Consider the following 21,528-nt stretch of genomic DNA (forward strand, 5'->3'; position numbering starts at 1 on the left):
TCCCCAGCCGCCACTGGCGGCTGGGGACAGCTTTCGGTTTCAAGTCGCCGCGGCAGCACGCCGCGACGAACGATGACCTCAGAGGACCGGAGCGGCCTGCTGGCCCAGTTCCTCGGCTGAGGGAATACGGCCGCCCTCGAACCAGTAGGCCGCTGCGGCACGCGACATCGCCGCGCCGTCATGGCCGATTCCGTTCACCGTGATCAGCTGCCAGTTGCAGGACAGCCCGAGCCGGGCCGCCTCGCGCTTGGCGAAGTCGAGCATGAAGTGGGCCCGGCCGTAGCGATGCGGCCCCTGAGCCAGCGCCTCGGCCTGCGATGGCAGGTTCGGATCGGCGGTGGCGATGTCCTGGTCACCGGCGAAAATGATCATCGGATAGGCAAGCCAACGCGCCAGCGCCGCTTGATCCAGCCCGAGCTCACCGAGGCCTTCCGGGAAACTCCTGTCAAGGCAAGGCAATGTGTACCAGCCCGGATTGGAGGCCATCGCCGCCTCGAAGGGTTCCGAGCCTTGCGTCGCCAGCATCCGATGGACGAACTGACCGCCGGCCGAATGGCCGAAGATGCGGATCACCGGACGGTCGATGACGCCACCGGCACGCAGCGCCTCGAGCACACGCTGCGGCACGGAATAGAGCCAGGTGTCGCGTGCAGCGATCGCGCCGCCGGCCCCGAGAACGAGCCCGTTATTATAGCCTTCGGCCTGCGGATAATGCTCGTTGGAGAAGGTCGGGGCGACGATCAGGAGGCCGTGCTTCTCCGCAGCATCGATCCAGAAATCGCGGTACTCGTCGCCATTGCGCAGCATGCCGTGCTGCACGACCACTACCGGGTCGTTCGGCTTGTGGCCGGCGGGACGATAGATATTGACCTCGAGCGGCCTGTCGGGATGAAAGCGATCGACGAAAGGCAGAGTGCTGCGGCCGATAGCGGGCGTAAGCGAAGCGGTGGTCATGCGGTCTCCGGGGCCTTGTGCAAATGGCAGGCGGCGCTGCGGCCGGGCGCGATCTCGGTCAGCTTTGGCCGGACCTCACGGCAAACGGGCATCGCGAGCTCGCAGCGCGGGTGGAACGGGCAGCCTGGCGGCGGTGCGAGTGGCGACGGCAACTCGCCCTTCAATGGCTGGAAATCACGCTTGCGCCCGGCCGCCGACGGGATCGCCTTGATCAGGGCCGCGCTATAGGGATGCGCCGGCTCGGCGAAGATGGCAGTGGCAGATCCGATCTCGACGATCCGGCCGAGATACATGATCGCGACCCGGTCGCTGATATGGCGCACCAGCCCAAGATCATGGCTGACGAAGAGATAAGTCAGCCCGTGCCGCTCCCGCACATCCATGAACAGGTTGATGACCTGGGCCTGGATGGACACGTCGAGCGCCGACACCGGTTCGTCGCAGACCAGGAAATCAGGCTTCACCGCGAGCGCGCGGGCAATGCCGATACGCTGGCGCTGGCCGCCCGAGAACTGGTGCGGATAACGCTCCCGATAGGCGAGATCGAGCCCGACCTCGGTCAGCGCCTGGTCGACAGCGGCCTCGATCTCAGCCTTCGGCAGCAGCTTATGGACGCTCAGCGCCTCGCCGACGATCCGGCTGACCTTCATGCGTGGATCGAGCGAGGCGTAGGGGTCCTGGAAGATCATCTGGACCTTGAGCAGGAACTCGAGCCGGTCCTTGCCCTTGAGCCCGGCCACCGGCTTCTGTTCGTAGATGACCTCGCCCGTGCTCGGCTTGAGGATGCCGGTGGCGACACGCGCCAGGGTCGACTTGCCGCAGCCGGACTCACCGACGAGCCCGAGGACTTCACCGCGCTTGACGCTGAGATCGACGCCGTCGACGGCTCGCAGCGCCGGCGGCGCCTTGCCGCGACCGGTCGCCATCAGGATGCGTTCCGCCAGGGTGGGGCTGCGGCGGAAGTGCTTGGTCACACCCTTCAGTTCGAAGACGGGCGCACTCATGCTGCCTCTCCCTGCGGAACCGGGTTATGGCAACGGAAGCTGCGTTCGGCGGTCCCGGTCGGCGTCGGATCCTGCTCCGCGCAGATCGGCTGGACCCGGTTGCAGCGGGGGCGGAATGGGCAGCCGCTCGGGCGCCCATCGATCCGCGGCGCGACGCCGTCGATCTGGTTCAAGCGCTCACCCGGCTCGACCATCGCGGCCGAGGAATTCAGCAGACCAAGCGTATAGGGATGCCGCGGCTGGTCGAGCACGGAGTCGACCGGACCGATCTCGACGACCCGGCCGGCATACATCACGGCGACCCGGTCCGCGAGCTCGGCGACGACCGCGAGATCATGGGTGATCCACAGCACCGCCGTACCGGTTTCACGGCTGAGCTTCTGGACCTCGAACAGGATCTGGCTCTGGATCGTGACGTCGAGCGCGGTGGTCGGCTCGTCGGCGATGATCAGGTCGGGTGCATTCAGCAGCGCGGTCGCGATCGCGACACGCTGGCGCATGCCGCCCGAGAACTCATGCGGGAACTGCTTGAGGCGTGCCTCCGGCGAGGAGATGCCGACACGTGCCAGTGCCTTGGCCGCCTCGCTCAGCGCTTCCGCGCGGCTGCACTGGCGATGCTCCAGGATCGCCTCGCTCATCTGCTCGCCGATGCTGAGCACCGGGTTCAGCGTCATCAGCGGATCCTGGAAGATCATGGCGATGCGATCGCCGCGCAGCTTGCGCAGCCGCTCTTCGGACGCCTCGCGAAGGTTCTCTCCGGCGAAGGTGATCTCGCCCGCAACGATCTCGCCCGGCGGATCGATGAGCTGGACCAGCGAGAAACCGGTCACCGACTTGCCGGAACCGGATTCTCCGACCAGCCCGAGCACCTCGCCGCGCGCGACGCTGAGATCGACGCCATCGACGGCCGGCCAGGCGCCATCGAGCGCGTGGAAGACGGTCCTGAGTCCCCGGACCTCGAGAAGCGGAGCACTCATGAGCGCACGTTGAAGCTGCGGCGCAGGCGGTCGCCGACAAGATTGAGCGACATGATGAGCAGCACCAGCGCGATGCCGGGGAATACCGCGATCCAGTATTCGCCGGAGAGGAGGAATTCGAAGCCGTTGGCGATCAGCAGTCCGAGCGAAGGCTGCGTCACGGGCACGCCGACGCCGAGGAAGGACAGGGTCGCCTCCAGCGTAATTGCGCTCGCAATGCTGATCGAGGCCACCACGAGCACCGAGCCGACCGAGTTCGGCAGGAGATGGGCCAGCATGATATGTCGGGTCGGCAGACCGAAATTCAGCGCCGCCTCGATATATTCCTTGCGACGCTCGACCAGGGCGGCGGCACGCATCAATCGTGCATATTGCGCCCATTGCACCAGCACGATCGCAAAGATCACCTTGTCGACGCCACGGCCGATCGAGGCGAGCAGCACGAGCGCGATCAGGATCGAGGGAAAGCCGAGCATGAAGTCGACGACGCGCATGATCACGGCATCGACCGCGCCGCCGAACTGAGCTGCGAGCAGGCCGGCGGTAATGCCGATGACGAGCGCGCCCGCGGTCGCCGTGAGACCAACCATCAGGCTGGTCCGAAGCCCGTAGAGGATCGCGCTCAGCATGTCGCGACCCTGGGCATCGCTACCAAGCCAGTAGGTGATGCCGGTCATGCCGCTGTCTCCCGGAGCCAGCCGGTTGTCCATCACGCTCAACGAGGCGAGGTCGTGCGGGTTCTGCGGCGCGATGACGGGAGCAAGTACGGCGAGCAGGACAAGGATACCGAGCAGGATCGCGGCGCCGCGCGTCGTCGGCCGGTTCCGGATCCGGCGCAACACCTTCTCGCGCAGGGGCGTATCGGCATAGGCCGGCACGACTGGAGCTTTCGCCGGCGCGCTCATGCCATGTCTCCGGTCAGCTTCACGCGCGGATCGAGCGCGGCATAGAGAATATCGACGAGGAAGTTCACCGTGACGAAGAGCAGCGTTGCCAGCAGCACATAGGCGACGACCACCGGCCGATCGAGCTGGTAGATCGAATCGATCAGGAGCTTGCCCATGCCGGGCCAGGCGAAGACCGTCTCAGTGATGGTGGAGAAGGCGACGAGGCTGCCGAACTCGATGCCGACCACCGTCACGACCGGGATCAGGATGTTGCGCAGCACGTGCCGACCGACGATCCGCTTGCGGCGCACGCCCTTGGCACGGGCATATTTCACATAGTCCTGCGTCATCGTCTCGGTCGTGCCGGCCGCGACGAGGCGGATCATCAGTGCCGTATTAGGGATGGCGAGGTTGAGCGCCGGCAGGATCAGATGCTGCAGCCCGTCCAGCGTGAGCAGGCTGGTCTGTACGCCAAGCACGGAGACGGTCTCGCCGCGGCCGGCCGTCGGCAGCCAGCCAAGCACGACCGCAAAGAGCAGGATCAGCATCATCCCCTTCCAGAAATTCGGAAGGGAATAGCCGAGCACGGTACTCGCCATGATGATCCGTGACGGCCGGCTGTCAGGATCGAGTCCCGCGAACAGCCCGAGTGGCACACCGACCGTGACGGCCAGCATCATCGCCAGCAGCACCAGTTCGAAGGTCGCGGGCAGACGGGCGAGGATCAGTTCGATCGCGGGCACGCCATGCACGAAGGAGCGCCCGAGATCGCCCTTCAGGGCATTGCCCATGAAGGTGAAATATTGCTGCCAGACTGGCAGGTCGAGGCCGAGCCGCTTGATCAGGGCCGCGCGCTCGGCGGCACTGACCTGTGGCGAGACCAGGAGCTCGATCGGGTCTCCGATGCCATAGACGGCGAAGAAAACCACGACCGAGACCGCGAGCAGAACGATGACGCTCTGGATCAGCCGCTGCAAAACATAGGCGGTCATTGCGTTTGATCGACTCTGCTACGCTTACTGGATGACTGGACTTACTTGGCGACCGGCTTCACCGACATCGCCAGCATGAACTGGTCGGCGCGGCCGGTGACGCTCAGGTCGGACTTGAACGCCCAGATGCCGCTTTCGAAGTGCAGCGGGATGAACGCACCGTCTGCGAGCACCAGCTTGCCGGCTTCCTGCAGCAATTCGGCCCGCTTGGCATCGTCGAGCGTCGTCACGGCAGTGCGGATCACCTTGTCGAACGCGTCGTTCTTGTAGCCGCCATAGTTCGAGCCGCCGAGGGTCTTCTCGTCGTTCGGGGTCGGCGGCCACTGACGCAGGAAGGACGCAGCCTCACCGGTGCCGGAACCCCAGCCGCCGAGCGCAACGCTGAATTCCTTCTTGGCGCGGCGCGGGAAATAGATCGCGCGCGTCATCGCATCGACCTCGGTCTTGATGCCGATCTGGGTCAGGTACTGCGCGACAGCCTGGGTGATCTGGCTGTCATTGATATAGCGGTCATTGGTCGAGGACAGCGTCAGCTGGAAGCCCTTGGCATAGCCTGCCTCGGCCATCAGCTTCTTCGCGGCAGCCGGGTCATAGGCCAGCTTCGGCGGGTTCGGCAGCGTGCCGAACATACCGGTCGGCAGGAACTGGTAGGCCGGCTCTGCCGCACCGTCCATGATCCGCTTGACGATCGCGTCACGATCGATGGCGAGCGACATCGCCTTCCGGACGCGGGGGTCCTTGAGCGGGTTCTTGCCGTCTTCGGACTTGACGAAGGGGCTCTGGTCGCGGGCCACGTCGAGCTGGAAATACATCACGCGGGTCGAGGGCGTGACGACATGGCCAAAGCGCTTGTCACCCTTGATGCGGCCAAGGTCGCGCGCCGCGGGATTCTCGATGACGTCGTAGTCACCGGCAAGCAGCCCGGCCAGGCGCGGACCGGCATTGGTCACCGGCAGCAGGCGCACGGTCGCCCAAGGCTCCGCCTTGCCCCAGTAGCTCGGGTTGCGCTCGAGCTCGATCGACGAACCGCGAACATAGGACTTCAGCTTGTAGGGGCCCGTGCCGATGGCGAGGCTGCCGTCATTGAAACCGCTCACGGCCGGCCAGGCGCCGGTCACGCCGCAGTTCTTGGGAACGTCATAGCTGATGGGGCCATGCTCGACGATCGAAGCCGAGAGAATGCTGAGGCTCGAAAGCAGGTTCGGCATCAGCGGTTCGGGGTTGATCGTGTTGATGATCAGCGTGTGGGCGTCGGGCGCCTCGACCGAGGCGAAGTTCCCGGTGATATCGGCGAAGGAATCGGAGACCTTGGTCTCGTTCTTCAGCGTGCGGCAGAACGTGAAGACCACGTCTTCCGCAGTGAAGGGCTTGCCGTTCGAGAAGGTGACGCCCTGGCGCAGTTTGAAGGTCCAGCGGTTCTTGCCGTCATTCTCCCAGGAATTGGCGAGGCTGGGATGGAGCTTCTGCTTCTCGTCCTGACGCACGAGCGAGTCGAAGATGTGCTGGGCCAGCGCATTGTTCGGCGTGAGATCATGGTAATGCGGATCGACAGCTGTCGGTTCCGAAGCCAGCGCGATGCGCAGGGTCTGGGCCCAGGCCGGCGCGGCGGCAAGGCAGGTTCCGGCCAAAGCCGCAACCATTAAGGATTTACGCATGGTCATCTCCGCTCCCAATGTGAACCATTTTGACAGCTTCATTTTCGTTGGGTAGCAAACATGAAAATATTCGAACGTCAATCGGGTGGAGACGCATGTCCCAAGGCTTGAAGCCGACGACCGATCTCTCGAACCGGATCGCCCGGGTCTACCCGTCCTTGAGCAACGGGCATCGGCGTGCAGCCGATTTCGTGCTGCAGCACCCACTCGACGTCGCCACCATGACGATCGAAGGACTGGCTGAAGGCAGCGGGACCTCCAACGCCACCGTCACGCGCTTCGTCCGCGCTCTTGGCTATGGAAACTATGCCGAATTCCGTGCAGCCCTCTCCTCGGCCCTGAAATTCGCGCTCGATCCGGTCGACAGTTTTGCAGGCGCACGCTCGGCCGCGGGCTCGACCTTCGCCACCTTTGTTGACGCCCTTTCCGACCAGTCGGCCAATCTGCAGGCCGCGCGGGACGCCCTCGACGAGGCGACCACGACACGGGCGATCGAGGCGCTGCTCAAGGCGCGCCGCGTCTTCATCGCCGCGTCGGGGGCGAGCCATCATGTCGCATCTTTCCTTGAAGACGGGCTCGCGCTCTATCTCGACGCCGACGTGACCTTCGCGTCCTCACGCGCTGGCCCTGAACGAGCCATTCGCCACATGCTCTCGGCCAGGCCCGACGACCTCGTCGTCGCGATCTCGGTGCCGCGCTATTCGCGCACCACGCTCGACCTCGCCTCCTTCGCGAAGAAGCGGGGGTCGACTTTGCTTGCGCTGACGGACGGCCCCACCTCCCCACTCGCCAACATCGCCGACATCACGCTCTTCGCCCCGGCCCGGAATCGGCTTCTGCCGAATTCGCCGACTGCCATCTTCGCGCTGGCGGACGCCCTGATTACGGCGATCGCCCGCGAGCGACCTGACGCAGTCGAAGCACTGAAGGGCTTGAGCGAAAGCCTGCTCTGGACATTTCACCACTGAGGTGAGCTTGCCATGCCCCCGTCAACAGACGGGGTGTAGCAACAAACCCGTGTACCGGCGCCGATCATGGCGCTTCGCGCAACTGAAGGAGCATCGCAAGACGAATTCAACTGAAGCGAAAGCGATTCAGGCTCTTGCACAGCAGCGCGATGACAGTGCCCCCGCTCTATCGGGTTACGTCACGGCGTATCCGCCGACTTATCGACAGGTAACCAAGGCAAGAGTCGAACCCGAAGAGGTCGTTCATGGCGCAGGATTTCTGCGCTATTTTGAAAACTATCTGATTCAAAAATCTGAAATTGCATATCGAATTCTCGTCTATCGTCAGAACATTGGTCTTGGCGCGAGAGTGCACAAATTGCTATTCTTCTAATCTGGAATTCGCGGAAGACACGGCCTAGCACCGAGACGATCGCGCACTGGATCGATGCCACGATGGATTGTGGATGAACGACCGGGTGAATGACAAGTACGCAGGCGCTTCCCAGGCGCAGGGCGGAGGACCTGACACGACGGTTGGGGACGGAAAGAAGTGGCGCTGGCCCACCGCATTCCGCCACGCAATCCTGCGACGCTGGAACGCCCTCTCCCTCGAACGCCAGTTCCTCCTTACCGCCGCCTTGGCCGTCGGCCTCTCCATGGCCGCGCTCGGCTATTGGGTCGAGAGCCGAATTCGCTCCGGCTGGATTCAAGGCATGGCGGAAACGGGAGCGCTCTATCTCGAGGGATTTCTGGCACCCCATGTGCAGGGGCTGGATGCCTCGAACACATTACCGGAGGAAAGCCGTGAGAAGATCGAGGACCTGCTGGTTAATACCAGCCTCGGCCGCCACGTCGCGATCATCAAGTTATGGGACCTCAACGGGAACCTGATCTTCAGCACGAGCAAGGTCGAGTCTCACGGGAAGCTGCCGGCAGGCGACATCAAGCGGATCATGGCCGGCAACGTCGTCGTCGACACTGATCTCGACGATGACGGCGATGAGCTCAGGGCACTGAAGTTAAAGCCAAAGCTGATCGAGATCTATGCGCCGATCTACAGGGAGAAGACCAGGGACATCATCGCGATCGGAGAATTCTACGAGTTCAGCCAGTTCATGAACCGAGAGATCTCCAGCGTCCGATACGCGACATGGTTCCTCATCGCGAATGTCGCCATCGTCATCGTCATCCTGCTACATGTCATCGTCAAACGCGCGAGCCGAATCATCAGTAGCCAGCAGGCTCTTCTCGAGCAGAACCTGGCGCGGGCTGAAGCCCTGGCGAAGCGGAACAATGCGCTCAGGCGGGCAGCGGACCGGGCCAGGCTCAACGCCACCGTTCTCAACGAGACCTATCTTGCCAGCATTGGCGCCGACATCCACGACGGGCCCATCCAACTCCTCAGCCTGATGATGCTGAAGCTGCCCTCTGCAGCAGATCGGGCGAGCGGGACCGTGGCGCCCGCAGCCCATGCTCACGGCGAGCTCGAACCCCTGATCCAGCAGGTCCTCTCGGATCTGCGCAACCTGTCGTCAGGGCTGGCACTGCCCGAGGCGGAGAATCTCTCTCTCGCTGAGACCATCCATCTGGCCATTACCCGCCATGAGCAGCAGACAGGCACACATGTGCTTCGCAACATCGCCGAACTGCCCGCGCAGGTTCCCGTCGCCATCCGCTTCTGTTCTTACCGGGTCGTGCAGGAGGCGTTGACCAACGCCTATAAACACGCCGGGGGGCGGGGGCAGAAGGTCGAAGCCCGCATTGGCGACGATAGGCTCGAGATCTGCGTGTCGGACAGTGGCAGCACCTTGCCCGTCCAGCACCGTGACACGACACTCGGTGGTGGCGGCCTCGGGGTGCGGGGCATGGACAGCCGCATCAAGGCATTGCGAGGCCAACTCACAGTGAGTCGGCTGCCTACCGGTGGAACCGAAGTGCGCGCCACGCTGCCCATGCGATCCTGACGGCGCGATCCCGCCCCTATCGAGGCCTCGCCGGATCACGCGTATCAGATGCCGGAGGAACGAGCCTTTGCGCCGCGATCACAACCTCGAGACGATTCCTGGCATTCAGCTTGTGCATGAGATTGGTCATATAGCCCTTGATCGTCTTCTCGCTCAGCGAGAGGGCCCGGGCGATCTCTCGATTCTGCTTCCCGCACAGGAGAAGCCTCACGATCTGGTCCTCCCGCACACTCAGCCTGGTGCTTTGCGCCGCCCTCTTCTCCAGCGCTTTGCTTTGCAGCGCACCGATCACCTTGGTGGCGAAAGCAGGCGTGATATAGATCTCGCCTCGCCGCGCCGCCTCAATCGCGTCGAAAAGATCATCGGCGGGACTGCCCTTGAGGACGTACCCGCTGGCGCCGGCGTCGAGCGCCTGAATGGCATGGTCGGTACTGGTCGATGCGGTGAACACCACCATTTTCATGTGAGGCGCAGCCTTGGATGCGTCCGAAATCGCCTGGAAGGCATCGCCCGCCATGTTCAGATCGACAATCATCGCGTCAGGCTGGTGAGTTTCCGTGATCGTGGTGATGTGATCAGCAGCGGAACCGGTCGCAACGAGCGAGAATCCACCTTTGCGTTGCAGCAGTGCAACGATCCCTTCGGTCAGAAGCGGGTGGTCGTCTACAACCGCAATCGATATGCCATCCATCGCTGACCTCCCCCAATTCTATGCCGCGACGCTGAGAGCATGCTGGCTCATTTACAGCCTCGTGTAAATGACTTGGTGAACGAAGGGTTAACTTATGTTGTCTTCGCGCCAAACGCTCGCCCAGGAACCGCCGTATGGCTAGATCTTGCACGAATACCTGGTGATTAATGTGACATAGGTCACAGATCGCACCGGGATTGCGTTGATCGTTCAGTCAAATGGATCAACCCCGCGCCTCGGCATTCCCATTGGCTTGCCGAGATCGTCTCGTGTATCGTATGCAGACATTATCATACAATGCATGGAATCCGGAGAGCCGGCATGGCGCGGAGCGACGAGACAATGCAGTGGATCCGCCAGCTCGATCCATCTGCAGGCCCGCGTTACCTCCAGATCGTCGAACTGATTGCCGAGGCCGTCGCGAACGGCACCCTGCGACCTGGCGACAGACTCCCACCTCAGCGGCAACTCGCCAAACTTGTTGACGTCGATCTGACGACGGTTACTCGCGCTTATGCAGAGGCAAGACATCGCAATCTGCTCGATGCGGTAACCGGGCGCGGCTCCTTCATCTCGACGCGGAAGGAACAATCGGGTCCGCTCATCGACCTTAGCATGAACATTCCCCCGCCCCCGAAAGGCATACGCCTTGCTGAATTGATGCAGCGCGGTCTCACAGAGGTCCTGTCGCGATCCAGTGCCGATTTGCTGATGACCTATCATGTCGGAGCGGGTTCGCTGGCGGACCGGGCGGCCGGCTGTGCCTGGCTTGAGCCCGTTCTCGGACGGATCGAACCCGCCAGATTGCTCGTCGCCCCCGGCGCGCAGCCGGCGCTCGTGGCACTGGCCAGCCTGCTCGCAAAACCGGGCGAGGCCATCCTGGTCGAGGCCCTCGCCTATCCCGGCCTGCTTGCAGCGGTGAGGCTGGCGGGGCTACGGCCTGTCCCCGTCGCGACGGACGAAGAGGGTCTTCTGCCGGGCGCCCTGGAGCGGGCCATTGATGAATCCGGCGCAAAACTGCTCTGCGTGACGCCGACGATCCAGAATCCGACCACGGCGACGATGCAGCCTGCACGACGCGATGAGATCGTGCGGATCGCGCAGGCAAAACACCTGAGGATCATCGAAGACGACCCTTACAGCCTGCTCGCCGGCGATGCTCCGCCACCGCTGGTCGCCCTCGCTCCGGAGCGGACCTATCATGTCGCGACCCTGTCGAAGGTCCTGACCCCGGGGCTGCGTACCGCCTTCGTCGTCCTGCCACCGGACGAGAACCGTGACGCGCTCGTCGCGATCCTGCGAAGCATTGCACTCATGCCGCCCCCGCTGATGACGGCTCTTGCAACCCATTGGATCCGGATCGGCGCCGCTGGCGACCTGCTCGACGGGGTGCGCCGCGAGGCTGCGGCCCGCCAGGAGCTGGCCCGCTCCATCCTGCCGGCTTCGGCCCGGCATCATCCGAACGGCCTGCATATCTGGCAGCCGCTGCCAGCGCATTGGGATCGTTACCGCCTGGTCGAGGCAGTCCGTCAGGAAGGCCTCGGGGTCACGCCATCGGATGCATTCAGCGTCGAAGGCGAGGCCCCGGACGCGGTCAGGATTTCTCTGGGCGGCGTGCCGGAACGCGGCCGCCTCGCCCATGCCCTGAAGGCGCTGGCCGCAATCATGGGCAATGAGCGCTCGCAGCATCAGGGGATCGTCTGACGAGACCAGGAGCGCTCAGGCACAGCCTCCTCAACGCGCTCCGTTCCTCCGGGTCAGGCCGGCGTCTTCTCACCCTTGGGGCGAGCCAGCCGACCTTCCTCAGCCTTGTGGAAGAACTGTGCTGCGACGAGCCAGCCCTTCAACGGCTGCAGCGGCGGGATGCAGGTCAGCAGGATCAACGGCAAGGTGGTGACGAGATGAACCCAGGCCGGCGGCTCATAGGCCATTTCGAGCCAGAGCGGGAACACCACGGCCGGAATGCAGACAAACATCATTACGAAGAAGGCCGGCCCGTCGGCAGGGTCAGCAAAGGAATAGTCGAGACCGCAGACCTCGCATTTCGGCCGCAGCTTCAGAAAGCCCTCGAACAGGTGCCCCTGTCCGCAACGCGGACACCGTCCGCGCAGGCCGGTCTGGGCAGGCGAGAGGGGTGGCCATTCTTGGTCGGACACGGGAACAACTCCTTGAAGCCAGCTCTGAGCGGCCAACGTCGCCCACTAAATGGCAACAGAGACGTACAATGTCAAGATTGTACGCATACACAGATGGAAAGCGACGGGCCAATCCTCGCGACAGACACATCGCGCGGCCAACAGGCTTCTGCCGCGCGATGGAGCAAGTCTAGAGGCGTTGAAGTCGCGGGTACGGCGCGAGATCGGGACTGACACTACAGCCACCCTGGGCGGCGAGACGGGTGAGAAGCGAGCGCCGAACGGTCAGCCGCGCCGCGATGCCCCAGCCGGCTTGGCGATCGAAGCAAAATGCAGGTTCACGATTTCGGCTCCGGCACATCGAGCTTCAGCTCGACATGAACCGTATCGCCATCGGCATGCGTGACGCGGAAGCCCAGATCGCTCGCCATCTGTAGCATCGGAACATTATGCGCCAGCACTTCGCCGAAGAGCCGCTGGTAGCCCTGCTCCCGCGCATGCGTGATGATTTCGGTCATGAGGCGATAGCCGAGGCCCCGCCCCTTCATGTCGGAGCGGACGAGGATCGCATATTCCGCCGTCTTGCGCTCCGGGTCGCCCGAGATCCTGACGACGCCGAAGATCGGCCCCACCCCATAGGGCGCACCGGGCTCCCCAGCGACCAGGGCCATTTCCCTGTCATAGTCGATCTGTGACAGCCGGGCCGCCGTTGCATGCGGAAAGATCTTCACCGGTCCCAGGAAGCGCATCCGCAGATCGTCCGGCGTACACAACGCGACCATCTCGGCGAGAGCGCTCTCGTCCTCGGGCCGGATCGGGCGCAGATGGAGCTGCGTGCCGTCGCCGAGTGCGATCTCGCGCTCGAGCTGGTGCGGATAGGCGCTGACCGCCAGTCCAAGACGGCGCCCTTTCTTGCCGGCGATGACGATCCGGGCATCGAGCGCAATGCAGCCTTCGTAGTTGGCGAGAAGCGGGTTGATGTCGAGCTCGATGATCTCGGGCAGCTGCACGACCAGCTCCGACAGGCGAACGAGAATATCGACGACCGGTTCGAGCGGCACGGCGGGAACGTCGCGAAACCCCGCCAGTAACCGCGCAACCCGCGTGCGCGAGATCATGTCGCGCGCCAGGACCGAATTCAGCGGCGGCAACCCGATGGCGCGGTCCCCGATCACCTCCGTCGCGGTGCCGCCGCGTCCGAACAGGATCACGGGACCGAAGGTTTCATCCTGAGCAATGCCGAGGATCAGTTCGTGTGCCTTCGGTCGGGAGATCATGGGCTGGATCGCAAAGCCATCGATCCGCGCCGTGGGTCGAATCCGGCCCACGCGCTCCAGCATCTCGCGCGCCGCAGCCTCGACCTCCACCCTGCTCTTCAGGCCCAGGACGACGCCGCCGACATCGGATTTGTGGATGATGTCATGCGAGAGAATCTTCAGCGCCACCGGAACCGCGATCCCCTCGAAACATGCTCCGGCCTCCTCCGGGGTCGCCGCCAGTTTCGTCTCGACGGTGGGTATCCCGAACAGCTCAAGCAGTTGCTTCGATTCCGGTTCCGTCAGCGACGTGCGTTTCTCGCGCAGGGCTGCCCGGATGAGTTTGCGCGCCGCCTCGACCTGCCTGGGCGCAATCGCAACGCCAGCTGTCGGGGTTTCCAGCAGAAGCTCCTGGTTTCGCCGGAAGGCGGCGAGATGACTGAAGGCCCGGACCGCCTCTTCCGGTGTCGCAAAATTCGGAAGTCCGCCGTCACGCAGATGCGCCCTGGCGGCCTGCGCGAGCGTGCCGCCGAGCCAGCTCGTCATGACGGGAACATGCTTCTGCCGTGCGACAACCCGGGACACGGCACGTGCCGTCTCCGCGCCGTCGGCGACCGCGGACGGACAGTTGATGACCAGGACGGCATCGCTCTCGCGCTCTTCCAGCAGCGCTTCCAGCGCAGCCGCGTAACGATCTCCCGTTGCGTCACCCAGGACATCGACCGGGTTACCGCGCGACCAGCCTTCAGGCAGCACGCTTTCTAGCTTGGCGATCACCGCCGGGCTGAGGGTCGCGACGCGGTTTCCCCGCTCTCCTACGGCATCGACGGCGAGGATGCCGGCGCCGCCGCCATTGGTCAGAATGGTCAGCCGGTCGCCAGTGACGCGGACACCTTTTGCCAGGATCTCGGCCGCGGCGAAGAGCTCATCGAGTTCGGCCACCCGCAACAGGCCGGCGCGCCGAAAGGCAGCGTCATAGACTGCGTCCGCGCCCGCAAGTGCGCCGGTATGCGACAGCGCCGCCCGCGCTCCGGCGGCACTGCGCCCGGCCTTCACCACGATGACAGGCTTCATGCGCGCCAGCGCCCGGGCTGCCGACATGAACTTGCGGGCATGGGAGATGTTCTCGACATAGAGCAGCACTGAGCGCGCCGTCGGATCCGTGCCGAGGTAATCGAGCATGTCGCCCGCGTCGACATCGCTGGTGTCGCCGAGCGCAATCGCGTGCGAAAGGCCGATACTGCGCCGGTCAGCCCAGTCGAGCAGCGCAGACATGATGCCGCCGGACTGGCTGACGATGGCGATATGGCCTGGCCGCGGCGTCAGATGCGCAAAGCTCGCATTGATCGCGCGGGCGGAGGAAATCAGGCCGAGGCAGTTCGGCCCGACGATGCGCATCAGATGCGTCTTGGCCGCATCGAGCATCCGTTGCCGCAGCCCATCCGTGGCCGCACTGTCGCCAAAGCCGTTGCTGATCACGATTGCGGCGCGGCAACCACGTTGTCCGAGCTCCGATATCAGCTCGGGAACCGCCGCTGCCGGCGTCGCCAGGACGGCAAGGTCGGGCGTGACAGGGAGTTCTATGACGGAGCGATAGCTCAACGCCGCGCGGATCGCCGTTTCATGCGGGTTGACCGCCATGATCGGCCCCTTGAACCCCGCGCCATAGAGATTGGCGGCAAGCGTCGCCCCGACCGAACCGGGCTGATTGCTGGCCCCGATCAGGGCGATCGCGCGAGGATTGAAGAGCGCGTCGAAATTCCGAATGCTCATGAGCGGAAACCGGGCTGAACGCGCCCGGTCTCAAGCCGGGAGTGGCTCAACCGCGCGTTTGCAGAGTTGAGCCATTTTCCCCGCAACGATCAATGGCACATGAAGAGCGGCACCTTGCTGTTCTTGAGCAGGGATTGCGTCACCCCGCCGAGCAGCCATTCGCGCAGGCGGGAATGGCGATAGCCACCCAACACGATGAAGCCGGCACCGAACTCGGCCGCCTCGTCCTGGAGTGCGGTCGCGACGTCGCGCCCCTTGCCGAGCGCCACCGTCTTGACCGTGACATCGACGCCATGACGCGCGAGATGAGGTGCCAGCTCGACGCCGGGCACCGCGTTGGACAGGTCCTTCTCGCCGGTGACCGAGACGATCTCGACAGCCTTGGCGGCTCGCAGAAACGGCAAGGCATCGGCAACCGCACGCGCCGCGCTCGCCCCGCCGTCCCAGGCGATGACGATGGTCTCTCCGGAGAAGCCGGGATGGCCGGGCGGAACCACCAGGACCGGCCGGCCGCTCTCGAACAGCGCCGTCTCGATCAGGCCGCGGTCGATGGCGAGCGTCGTCGGCTCCGCATCCAGGATTGAGAGGTCGTTGACGCGGGCATGGTCGAGAAAGCGCTGCAGCAGGCTGCTGTAGATCAGTTGAGGGCTCTCCACCGTGCTGACCACGCCGGCAAGATTGGCCGCGAACCGGGCGTCGGAGGCAAGCTTCTGCGCGAGACCGGCGATGCGCCGATTCTCCGACGCAACGATCGCGCCGCTGAAATCATCGATCATCGAATAGGGCACGGAAAACCGGCTTGCCGCCGCCTGAACCGTAAGATGCGCATTCGTCTGCCGCGCCAACGAAAGCCCGTAGCCGACAGCAAGGTTCTCCTCGGTCTGCCCCTCCTCCGTCACCGCCACCAATATGCTCTTGATGCCTTCGATCATGTCATCCTCCAGTACGCGAAAGAACCTCCGCCAGTCCGGCCAAAACGTCCTTGCGCCAGATCAAACCGGACGCGCCCGAAATATGCGCGATTGATCGTGGCCTGCATATCCAAGCGGCAGAAAGGACGGACGACCATCATGCTTTATGTCATCACCCTTCATCTCGCCCGGACGAGCGGCTATCCCGAGGGAAGCCCACGACATGGCTACGAGATCACCGCGCCGCTCGACCCTGACGGACATATCGATGCGGCCGCCTGGCAGGAGCAGCGCGATCTCTGCCGCGTCAGGCGCTTCTCGGCGGGGGAGCCGGATCGTCACGGCTGGCTCCTGCGCCGGGCCGGAGGCGCCGGCGGCGCGACCTGGTTCATCGACTATGACGATTCCGGCAGCGATGACGACGAGGCCGGCTACCGGCTCGACCGGCACCGCTTCGTCGTCGGCGACTATGTCTCTATCCGCGACGGTGACGGCGACTTGCAGCCCTTCCAGATCATTGCCGTGAAACCGAGGGCCCCGGTCAAACCAGTCATCGCCTGAAGGCATCTACGGCATCTGCGCGGTGCCGGTGTGCAGGGGGGCGCCTTGCTCCATATCAATGCGTCCCTGCACACTGGGCTCGATCATAGATGCCACGGATGCGTCGAGATGTGGGGGACATGCGATGACAGCAACGGCGAAAGCGCAGGCGGGCTACGCGAGCATCATGGTGCCGCTGAACCTCGGCAGCGGGGCCGCCGATCGGGTCAAGCTGGCCGCGTCCCTGGCGGATCGTTTCGGCAGCCGGCTGATCGGCATCGCCGCAGAGGACTTCGTTCTCCCCTATGTCGGCGACGGCCTGGCGAGCGTCGACGCGCTCCTGATTGAGGAGAGCAAGCGCGCAGTCTCAGCAGAGCTTGCCCGCGCCGAAGCGATATTCCGCAAGGCCGCCGGCGACATGAAGCACCTCGTCTGGCGCAGCGCCATCGAGACACCGCGAAACTTCGTTCTCGACCAGGCCCGCGCAGCAGATCTCGTGGTGCTGGCGCGCCAAGCCCATCACGATCCCGTCCAGGGAGGGATGAGCCTCTCTCCGGGCGATCTGGTCATGTCGCTTGGCCGGCCGCTCCTCGTCGTACCGCCCGACGTCAGCTATCTCTCCGGCAAGCATATCCTGGTCGCCTGGAAGGATACGCGGGAAGCGCGGCGTGCCGTGCGGGATGCCCTGCCGCTTCTGATGCAGGCGGAATCCGTGACTGTCCTGTCGATCGGCCCGGATGCCGAAGATCAGGGCGCCGAAGACGTGCGCGACTATCTCACCTTGCACGGTGTGGCGGCAAAGGCAGTCCTGCAGACCGACAGTGCCAAGCATGCAGTCAACGAGTTGATCGACTTTGCGACCGAGCACGGCGCCGATCTCATCGTTTCCGGCGCCTATGGCCACAACCGCATGCGGGAATGGATGTTTGGCGGCATGACGCGCGATCTGCTGCAAGCTTCACCGGTCTGCTGCTTGATGTCACATTGAGGCTTTGCCGGCTTCGCAGGCGTCCACCGTCCGCATGACATCCCTGCTCCCATCCGGCTCGCATAGGAGGTTTCGGGGTGCCCCAGTCTCAGGCGGAGGCCCTGACACAGCCCGACAGTGAAAGCTGGGCGGCGCGGACCTCCCGGCTCTATCGCCAGCATCTTGACCTGATTCTGGTCGGCATTGCTTTGGCCGGGCTCATTGCCGGCGGCTGGTTCTGGTGGAGCGGCATGGCGAACTCAGCCAGTCGCGCCTGGACTGTTGCGACCATCCCGGTGCTGCTGGCGCTCATCATACAGATCGTCAGGTCACTGCGGCGCGGCGATGTCGGTCTCGATATCGTCGCTGCCCTGTCGATGTCGGCGGCGCTGGCCTTCGGCGAAAGCCTGGCCGGCAATGTCGTCGCGCTGATGTATGCCGGCGGCCAGTTGCTCGAGAATTTTGCCCAGGGGCGTGCGCGCCGGGAGATGTCGGCCCTCCTCGGCCGGGTCGCCTTCAATGCCATGCGTTATCGCAGCGAGACACTCGAGGAAGTGCCGATTGCCGCGATCCGCCAGGGCGACCGCCTGCTGATGCGCACCGGGGAGGTGCTGCCGGTCGACGGCCATGTCGCAAGCGGCACCGCCGTGCTCGACCTTTCGGCTTTGACCGGAGAATCCGTGCCGAAGAGCCTGAGCCGCGGCGCCGAGGTGCTCAGCGGAGCAACGCTGCTCGGAGCCCCGTTCGATCTGATCGCGAGCCGGCCGGCGTCCGAGAGCACCTATGCCGGGATCGTCAAGCTGGTGGAACAGGCGCAGGCGAGCAAGGCGCCGATGGCTCGCCTGGCGGACCGTTACGCCATCGGTTTTCTCGTGCTGACCCTCGCGATCGCGGGGGCCGCCTGGCTGCTGAGCAGCGACCCGATCCGCGCCCTGGCAGTCCTCGTCGTGGCGACGCCCTGTCCCTTGATCCTCGCCGTGCCGGTCGCGATCATTTCAGGCATCTCGAAGACCGCGCGGGGCGGCGCACTGGTCAAGGATGGCAGCGTGCTCGAAGCCCTGGCGCGAGTGCGAACAGCCATTCTCGACAAAACCGGTACGCTCACCCAGGGGCGCCCGACGATTACCGAGATCCGCACCTGCAACGGCTTTGCCGCGACGGAGGTACTAACCCTCGCCGCGAGCCTCGATCAGGCCTCCGCCCATGTCGTGGCCATTTCACTGATTCGGGCCGCGTCCGATGCCGGACTGCCCCTTCTGCCCCCCTCGGATATCTCCGAAACGCCGGGAAAGGGCATCGAGGGACAGGTCGGCACCAGGCGCATCGCACTGGGCGGCGGTTCCTATGTGCGCAGCCGCAGCCGCGGCGGTGATCCGGACGCGCTGGTTGCGGACGCCCCCCCGGACGCTCTGACCGTGGCGGTGGCCGCGGACGGGCTGCTCGCCGGCGTCATTCTGCTTCGCGATCAACTGCGCGACGATGCGCGTTCGACGCTTCAATCGCTCCGCACCGCCGGAATCGAGCGGATCGTGCTGGCTTCCGGAGATCTTGACCAGATTGCCCGGACAGTGGGCGCGGATCTCGGCGTCGATCAGGTTTTGGGAGACCTGACGCCGGAGGGCAAGGTCGCCGTCGTGCGCCGCGAAGCCGAGAGCCGGGCGGTGATGATGGTGGGGGACGGCGTCAACGACGCGCCCGCACTTGCCGCCGCGGATGTTGGGGTCGCGATGGGCGCGCGCGGCGCCGCCGCGTCGTCGCAAGCAGCGGGCGTCGTCTTGCTGGTCGACGAACTGCAACCGCTGGCGAAGGCACTCGCGGTCGCCCGGCGCACGCGCGGCATCGCTCTGCAGAGCGTCTTCGTCGGCCTCGGGCTGTCCCTCGTCGGAATGCTTGTCGCTGCCCTCGGCTATCTTCCCCCGGTGCAGGGAGCCCTGTTCCAGGAAGCGATCGACATCGTGGTCATCCTGAACGCGCTCCGGGCCCTGCGCTGACGCGAAATGCACATCCGTTGAGCGGTTTCCTGGCCGGTGAGGTATTTGCGCGCGCCTCCGCTCCAGCTTCCACGCTGGCCGTCGCGCTCCCCGCGCCAGCTGCCATCTGGTCATGAATGCCAGGTCTTCTGACGCTGCCCCTCGGAATTCAAAACCCAATCCGCCCCCCGCAGCCCCCTTCGTCCAAGACGTGACAGCAATGCTACCCTGGTGCGCTACGCAATCCGCGACTGGCTGCCGTGCTCTAGTCTGGTCCCTCGTGACGCCCGCCCGCCCCCGCCCCGAACTCACCCGGCAGGCAAACCTTTAGCCGGCTCTGCTCCAGGACCGGCAAACCAACATTCGAGCGCGACTTTCCGCGGGTTGTCAGTATCCTGCACGTTCGATGTCATGGCCTACCGGCCGCCGGTGCAGGTCGAGAGTAGACGGAGGCCCATGAGCCCGCTTGATGTATTCGCCTGGACTGTCCTCGTCGTGCTCGTGTGCAGCACGGTTTTCGTCATCGTCTTCATGGCCATGCTTCCGGGCATGATCGCCAAGCGACGCAATCATCCCTGGGCCCAGGCGGTGGCCGTCGGCGGCTGGGTGACGCTGTTCCTGGGATTCGTGCTGTGGCCTGCCGTCCTGATCTGGGCCTATGTCGACGTACCCGCGCGTGTTGACGCGCCCGCGCGCCCGCAGGAGCTCGCCCGATGATCGTCGTCCTGCTCAATGTCTATCTCGCCCTGCTGTTCGTGCTGGTAAAACTCCGGATCGTGCCGTTCAACCTGTTCTGGAAGGTCTCGCCGGTCCTTGTCCTGCTCCTCTTGCTGATCGGCCTGTTCATCCCGATGAACTGGGGCGCGCCGCAAGGCGCGGCGCTGGCCATCCGGCAATCCGTCGCCATCGTCCCTGATGTCGCCGGCGAGGTGATCGACGTCCCTGTCGAGCCGAACACGCCGTTGAAGGCGGGCGCTGTGCTGTTCAAGATCGACCCCGTGCCCTACGAGGCCCAGGTCAAGGCGCTTGAAGCGCAGTTCCAATTGCAGCAGCAGYGCCTGGCTCAGATGACCCAGCTGCAGAGCACGGGGTCCGGCCGCAGCTTCGATGTCGAGCAACGCCAGGCCGAGGTCGACCAGCTCAAGGCGCAACTCGAGGGCGCCAGGTGGAACCTCGAGAAGACGGTGGTTCGAGCTCCGGCCGCCGGTTACGTCACCAATGTCGCGCTGCGGAAGGGCGCACGCGTCGCCAACCTGCCGCTTGCGCCGGTCATGGCCTTCGTCGACACCGCGGAGACGGTCATCGGCGTCGAGATCCAGCAGATCGATGCCCGCTACATTGCGGCCGGCCAGCCGGTCGAACTGACCTTCAAGTTCGCCCCGGGGCAGGTCTTTACCGGCAAGGTCGAGAGCGTGCTGCAGGCGATCTCGACCGGTCAGGTGCAGACATCCGGGGCGGCGGTGACGCCGAAATCCATCCAGGCAGCCCCCTTTGCCGTGCGCGTGAAACTCGACGACCAGGCCTTTGCCGACAAGCTCCCGGCGGGTGCTGCCGGCGATGCCGCCATCTTCACCGATCGCGTCACGGCCGCACATGTCATTCGCAAGGTGCTGCTGCGGCAGATCGCGATCACCAACTACATCAACCCCTTCTGATGCGAACGCTCCGGCCCGCGGAGCTCGGCGCGCAACGGCCGCCAGCTCCCCGAGCCGGAGCGTCTCGGGATCACGAGCAACGAGTTGGCCCGATCGGATCGCCCGGCTCGGCTGATCGGTCGGGCGTTCGCCGTCCACATGATCTCGCGGCGGCGCGTTGACGCCGGCTGCTGCCGCCGGCTTTGATGCAGCGACACTATACGACCGGCATCGCCCGCTCACGCGGCGGCGGGTTGTTCATCCACAC

19 protein-coding genes are annotated in these 21,528 nt (G+C 64.7%); 9 read left to right on the forward strand and 10 right to left on the reverse strand.

Going from position 1 to position 21,528, the window contains the following annotated elements; genetic code table 11:
- Positions 1 to 78 precede the first annotated feature (78 nt).
- From AC1DW9_RS13320 to AC1DW9_RS13345, 6 genes are read right to left on the reverse strand one after another with little or no spacing between them, the layout of a single operon-like run.
- The gene (locus tag AC1DW9_RS13320) at positions 79 to 954 is read right to left on the reverse strand and encodes an alpha/beta hydrolase family protein (protein ID WP_476832117.1); all 876 of its coding nucleotides are present in this window, start codon (positions 952 to 954) and stop codon (positions 79 to 81) included.
- A complete protein-coding gene (locus tag AC1DW9_RS13325) occupies positions 951 to 1,958 on the reverse strand; it encodes an ABC transporter ATP-binding protein (RefSeq protein ID WP_441488306.1) in 1,008 nt (335 codons plus the stop codon). The genes AC1DW9_RS13320 and AC1DW9_RS13325 overlap by 4 nt, the downstream gene beginning before the upstream one ends.
- Positions 1,955 to 2,935, reverse strand: a complete 981-nt coding sequence (locus AC1DW9_RS13330) for an ABC transporter ATP-binding protein (protein ID WP_069879500.1) — start codon at positions 2,933 to 2,935, stop codon at positions 1,955 to 1,957. Before AC1DW9_RS13330 ends, AC1DW9_RS13325 begins: the two co-directional genes overlap by 4 nt.
- On the reverse strand, positions 2,932 to 3,840 hold the full coding sequence (locus AC1DW9_RS13335; RefSeq protein WP_069879499.1) for an ABC transporter permease: 909 nt from the start codon (positions 3,838 to 3,840) through the stop codon (positions 2,932 to 2,934). The genes AC1DW9_RS13330 and AC1DW9_RS13335 overlap by 4 nt, the downstream gene beginning before the upstream one ends.
- Positions 3,837 to 4,814 (reverse strand): ABC transporter permease, encoded by a 978-nt coding sequence (locus AC1DW9_RS13340; protein WP_476768507.1) that lies wholly within the window; start codon positions 4,812 to 4,814, stop codon positions 3,837 to 3,839. The genes AC1DW9_RS13335 and AC1DW9_RS13340 overlap by 4 nt, the downstream gene beginning before the upstream one ends.
- Before the next feature lie 41 nt (positions 4,815 to 4,855).
- On the reverse strand, positions 4,856 to 6,469 hold the full coding sequence (locus AC1DW9_RS13345; RefSeq protein WP_476776037.1) for an ABC transporter substrate-binding protein: 1,614 nt from the start codon (positions 6,467 to 6,469) through the stop codon (positions 4,856 to 4,858).
- Positions 6,470 to 6,564: 95 nt separating this feature from the next.
- On the opposite strand from AC1DW9_RS13345, the gene AC1DW9_RS13350 reads away from it, so the two are divergent.
- The 3 genes from AC1DW9_RS13350 to AC1DW9_RS13360 all read left to right on the forward strand — a co-directional run bounded on the left by AC1DW9_RS13350 (position 6,565) and on the right by AC1DW9_RS13360 (position 9,383).
- The gene (locus tag AC1DW9_RS13350; protein WP_441488303.1) at positions 6,565 to 7,437 is read left to right on the forward strand and encodes a MurR/RpiR family transcriptional regulator; all 873 of its coding nucleotides are present in this window, start codon (positions 6,565 to 6,567) and stop codon (positions 7,435 to 7,437) included.
- 49 nt (positions 7,438 to 7,486) lie between these two features.
- Positions 7,487 to 7,810: a hypothetical protein gene (locus AC1DW9_RS13355; protein WP_476776038.1), complete on the forward strand. Its 324-nt coding sequence runs from the start codon at positions 7,487 to 7,489 to the stop codon at positions 7,808 to 7,810.
- A gap of 73 nt (positions 7,811 to 7,883) precedes the next feature.
- Positions 7,884 to 9,383, forward strand: a complete 1,500-nt coding sequence (locus AC1DW9_RS13360; RefSeq protein WP_476776039.1) for a sensor histidine kinase — start codon at positions 7,884 to 7,886, stop codon at positions 9,381 to 9,383.
- 16 nt (positions 9,384 to 9,399) lie between these two features.
- On the opposite strand, the gene AC1DW9_RS13365 is transcribed toward AC1DW9_RS13360, so the two are convergent.
- Positions 9,400 to 10,074 carry a response regulator gene (locus AC1DW9_RS13365; protein ID WP_441488301.1) on the reverse strand — a complete coding sequence of 225 codons (675 nt, stop codon included), beginning with the start codon at positions 10,072 to 10,074 and terminating at the stop codon, positions 9,400 to 9,402.
- A gap of 321 nt (positions 10,075 to 10,395) precedes the next feature.
- Here AC1DW9_RS13365 and AC1DW9_RS13370 point away from each other — a divergent pair, with 321 nt between their 5' ends.
- Positions 10,396 to 11,778: an aminotransferase-like domain-containing protein gene (locus tag AC1DW9_RS13370; protein WP_441488300.1), complete on the forward strand. Its 1,383-nt coding sequence runs from the start codon at positions 10,396 to 10,398 to the stop codon at positions 11,776 to 11,778.
- A gap of 53 nt (positions 11,779 to 11,831) precedes the next feature.
- Here the strand turns inward: AC1DW9_RS13370 and AC1DW9_RS13375 are convergent, their stop codons facing one another.
- The 3 genes from AC1DW9_RS13375 to AC1DW9_RS13385 all read right to left on the reverse strand — a co-directional run bounded on the left by AC1DW9_RS13375 (position 11,832) and on the right by AC1DW9_RS13385 (position 16,170).
- Positions 11,832 to 12,230, reverse strand: a complete 399-nt coding sequence (locus AC1DW9_RS13375) for a DUF983 domain-containing protein (protein WP_043238048.1) — start codon at positions 12,228 to 12,230, stop codon at positions 11,832 to 11,834.
- Positions 12,231 to 12,547: 317 nt separating this feature from the next.
- The gene (locus AC1DW9_RS13380) at positions 12,548 to 15,238 is read right to left on the reverse strand and encodes a bifunctional acetate--CoA ligase family protein/GNAT family N-acetyltransferase (protein WP_476776040.1); all 2,691 of its coding nucleotides are present in this window, start codon (positions 15,236 to 15,238) and stop codon (positions 12,548 to 12,550) included.
- A gap of 89 nt (positions 15,239 to 15,327) precedes the next feature.
- Complete coding sequence (locus AC1DW9_RS13385) at positions 15,328 to 16,170, reverse strand: universal stress protein (RefSeq protein WP_476776041.1); 843 nt, start codon at positions 16,168 to 16,170, stop codon at positions 15,328 to 15,330.
- Positions 16,171 to 16,308: 138 nt separating this feature from the next.
- Here AC1DW9_RS13385 and AC1DW9_RS13390 point away from each other — a divergent pair, with 138 nt between their 5' ends.
- The 5 genes from AC1DW9_RS13390 (at position 16,309) to AC1DW9_RS13410 (ending at position 21,281) form a co-directional block, all read left to right on the forward strand.
- Positions 16,309 to 16,710, forward strand: coding sequence for a hypothetical protein (locus AC1DW9_RS13390; RefSeq protein WP_476768500.1), 402 nt, complete (start codon positions 16,309 to 16,311; stop codon positions 16,708 to 16,710).
- A gap of 124 nt (positions 16,711 to 16,834) precedes the next feature.
- The gene (locus AC1DW9_RS13395) at positions 16,835 to 17,677 is read left to right on the forward strand and encodes a universal stress protein (RefSeq protein ID WP_476776042.1); all 843 of its coding nucleotides are present in this window, start codon (positions 16,835 to 16,837) and stop codon (positions 17,675 to 17,677) included.
- Positions 17,678 to 17,907: 230 nt separating this feature from the next.
- A complete protein-coding gene (locus tag AC1DW9_RS13400) occupies positions 17,908 to 19,647 on the forward strand; it encodes a heavy metal translocating P-type ATPase (protein WP_476776114.1) in 1,740 nt (579 codons plus the stop codon).
- Between the two features lie 435 nt (positions 19,648 to 20,082).
- Entirely contained in the window at positions 20,083 to 20,343 is a 261-nt protein-coding gene (locus tag AC1DW9_RS13405; RefSeq protein WP_476776043.1) for a DUF3302 domain-containing protein, read from the forward strand.
- Positions 20,340 to 21,281, forward strand: coding sequence for an HlyD family secretion protein (locus AC1DW9_RS13410; RefSeq protein ID WP_476855110.1), 942 nt, complete (start codon positions 20,340 to 20,342; stop codon positions 21,279 to 21,281). Before AC1DW9_RS13405 ends, AC1DW9_RS13410 begins: the two co-directional genes overlap by 4 nt.
- Positions 21,282 to 21,528 lie beyond the last annotated feature (247 nt).

The organism is Allobosea sp. P4_E12 (assembly GCF_056401655.1).

Coding starts and splice junctions, on each gene's coding strand:
- AC1DW9_RS13320 (WP_476832117.1), bottom strand. CDS start 954: ATGACCACCGCTTCGCTTACGCCCGCTATCGGCCGCAGCACTCTGCCT.
- AC1DW9_RS13325 (WP_441488306.1), bottom strand. CDS start 1,958: ATGAGTGCGCCCGTCTTCGAACTGAAGGGTGTGACCAAGCACTTCCGC.
- AC1DW9_RS13330 (WP_069879500.1), bottom strand. CDS start 2,935: ATGAGTGCTCCGCTTCTCGAGGTCCGGGGACTCAGGACCGTCTTCCAC.
- AC1DW9_RS13335 (WP_069879499.1), bottom strand. CDS start 3,840: ATGAGCGCGCCGGCGAAAGCTCCAGTCGTGCCGGCCTATGCCGATACG.
- AC1DW9_RS13340 (WP_476768507.1), bottom strand. CDS start 4,814: ATGACCGCCTATGTTTTGCAGCGGCTGATCCAGAGCGTCATCGTTCTG.
- AC1DW9_RS13345 (WP_476776037.1), bottom strand. CDS start 6,469: ATGCGTAAATCCTTAATGGTTGCGGCTTTGGCCGGAACCTGCCTTGCC.
- AC1DW9_RS13350 (WP_441488303.1), top strand. CDS start 6,565: ATGTCCCAAGGCTTGAAGCCGACGACCGATCTCTCGAACCGGATCGCC.
- AC1DW9_RS13360 (WP_476776039.1), top strand. CDS start 7,884: ATGAACGACCGGGTGAATGACAAGTACGCAGGCGCTTCCCAGGCGCAG.
- AC1DW9_RS13365 (WP_441488301.1), bottom strand. CDS start 10,074: ATGGATGGCATATCGATTGCGGTTGTAGACGACCACCCGCTTCTGACC.
- AC1DW9_RS13370 (WP_441488300.1), top strand. CDS start 10,396: ATGGCGCGGAGCGACGAGACAATGCAGTGGATCCGCCAGCTCGATCCA.
- AC1DW9_RS13380 (WP_476776040.1), bottom strand. CDS start 15,238: ATGAGCATTCGGAATTTCGACGCGCTCTTCAATCCTCGCGCGATCGCC.
- AC1DW9_RS13385 (WP_476776041.1), bottom strand. CDS start 16,170: ATGATCGAAGGCATCAAGAGCATATTGGTGGCGGTGACGGAGGAGGGG.
- AC1DW9_RS13390 (WP_476768500.1), top strand. CDS start 16,309: ATGCTTTATGTCATCACCCTTCATCTCGCCCGGACGAGCGGCTATCCC.
- AC1DW9_RS13395 (WP_476776042.1), top strand. CDS start 16,835: ATGACAGCAACGGCGAAAGCGCAGGCGGGCTACGCGAGCATCATGGTG.
- AC1DW9_RS13400 (WP_476776114.1), top strand. CDS start 17,908: ATGGCGAACTCAGCCAGTCGCGCCTGGACTGTTGCGACCATCCCGGTG.
- AC1DW9_RS13405 (WP_476776043.1), top strand. CDS start 20,083: ATGAGCCCGCTTGATGTATTCGCCTGGACTGTCCTCGTCGTGCTCGTG.